This is a genomic window from Streptomyces sp. Root1310 (assembly GCF_001426425.1).
Classification (GTDB): domain Bacteria; phylum Actinomycetota; class Actinomycetes; order Streptomycetales; family Streptomycetaceae; genus Streptomyces.
The window spans coordinates 1-2,043 of the sequence record NZ_LMEQ01000028.1 but is presented as its reverse complement, the minus strand read 5'-3'; the positions used below and the strand labels follow the sequence as shown (position 1 = coordinate 2,043).

2 pseudogenes are annotated in these 2,043 nt (G+C 69.1%); both read right to left on the bottom strand.

Features of this window, described 5'->3' with window-relative positions:
• Positions 1 to 115 precede the first annotated feature (115 nt).
• Positions 116 to 686, bottom strand: a pseudogene (locus tag ASD48_RS45605) (alpha-1,4-glucan--maltose-1-phosphate maltosyltransferase); the annotation flags it as partial.
• Between the two features lies 1 nt (position 687).
• Positions 688 to 1,628: pseudogene (locus ASD48_RS45600) on the bottom strand (alpha-amylase family glycosyl hydrolase); the annotation flags it as partial.
• Between the last annotated feature and the right edge of the window lie 415 nt (positions 1,629 to 2,043).

Here is a 2,043-nt window from a genome sequence, read left to right as displayed (position 1 = left end):
CTGTCCTGGAAGGAGCGGACGAGGACCTCGTAGAACACGGCGCGTTTGAACCACTCGGGGTCGCGGTCCTTGGCGGGCGTGTCCTCGAAGGTGTCCGGAACGGGCTCGTTGACGATCATGGTGTGGGTGACCCTCCGATCTGCGGGTTGGACGGTCGCAGGACGGTGAGTACGTGCGCGGGCCTGGTGCCCGGTTCGAGGCGCACGTAGTTGGCCCTGCCCCAGTGGTAGGTCTCGCCGGTGAGCTCGTCGCGCACCGGCACCGACTCGTGCCAGTCCAGGCCGAGTTGCGGCATGTCCAACGAGACCGTCGCCTCCTGGGTGTGGTGGGGGTCGAGGTTGACGACCACCAGAACCGTGTTCGAACCGCTCTTCTTCGAGCTCCTCTTCGAGTAGGCGATCACCGCTTCCTTGTCGGTCGGATGGAAGTGCAGATCGCGGAGTTGGTGCAGTGCCGGGTTCGCCCGCCGGATCTCGTTGAGCCGGGTGAGYAGCGGGGCGATGCTGCGCCCCTCCCGCTCGGCGGCCGCCCAGTCACGGGGTTTGAGCTGGTACTTCTCCGAGTCGAGGTACTCCTCTCCGCCCTCGCGCAGGGGGGTGTTCTCGCAGAGTTCGTAGCCGCTGTAGACGCCCCAGGTCGGCGAGAGGGTGGCGGCGAGGACGGCGCGGATCTCGAAGGCGGGACGGNGCAGGGGGGTGTTCTCGCAGAGTTCGTAGCCGCTGTAGACGCCCCAGGTCGGCGAGAGGGTGGCGGCGAGGACGGCGCGGATCTCGAAGGCGGGACGGCCGCCGTGCTGCAGATAGGCGTGCAGGATGTCGGGGGTGTTGGCGAACAGGTTGGGCCGCATGTAGGAGGCGGCGTCCCCCGAGAGYTCGGTGAGGTACTCSGTSAGYTCSTSCTTGGTGTTGCGCCAGGTGAAGTAGGTGTACGACTGCTGGAASCCGAYCTGSSCGAGSGTGTGCATCATCGCGGGGCGGGTGAAGGCCTCGGCGAGGAAGATCACGTCGGGGTCGGTGCGGTTGATGTCAGAGATGACCCGCTCCCAGAACACGACCGGTTTGGTGTGCGGAGAGATGACCCGCTCCCAGAACACGACCGGTTTGGTGTGCGGGTTGTCGACCCGGAAGATCCGCACCCCGTACGACATCCAGTGCCGCAGGACCCGCACGGTCTCCGCGACGAGACCGTCCAGGTCGGCGTCGAAGGCGATCGGATAGATGTCCTGGTACTTCTTCGGCGGGTTCTCGGCGTAGGCGATGGTCCCGTCGGGCCGGTGATGGAACCACTCGGGGTGTTTCTGCACCCAGGGGTGGTCSGGGGAGCACTGCAGGGCGAAGTCGAGGGCGATCTCCAGGCCCAGCTCGGACGCCCGCTCCACGAACCGGGCGAAGTCCTCCAGCGTGCCCAGGTCCGGGTGGACGGCGTCGTGACCGCCCTCCGGCGAGCCGATCGCCCAGGGCACGCCGACGTCGTCCGGACCGGGGTCGAGGGTGTTGTTGCGGCCCTTGCGGAAGGTCGTGCCGATGGGATGGATGGGCGGGAGGTAGACGACGTCGAAGCCCATCGCGGCGATCGCGGGGAGCCGGCGCGCGGCGGTGTCGAACGTGCCGTGCGGGCGTTCGGCGGTTNCCAGGCCCAGCTCGGACGCCCGCTCCACGAAGCGGCCGAAGTCCTCCAGCGTGCCCAGGTCCGGGTGGACGGCGTCGTGACCGCCCTCCGGCGAGCCGATCGCCCAGGGCACGCCGACGTCGTCCGGACCGGGGTCGAGGGTGTTGTTGCGGCCCTTGCGGAAGGTCGTGCCGATCGGGTGGATGGGCGGGAGGTAGACGACGTCGAAGCCCATCGCGGCGATCGCGGGGAGCCGGCGCGCGGCGGTGTCGAACGTGCCGTGCGGGCGTTCGGCGGTTCCCTCGGAGCGCGGGAAGAACTCGTACCAGGCGCCGTACAGGGCGCGTTCCCGCTCGACCAGCAGCGGCAGCGGCTCGGACGCGGTCACCAGCTCCCGCAGCGGATGGCGGCCGAGCACGGCGCCGACCTCCGGTG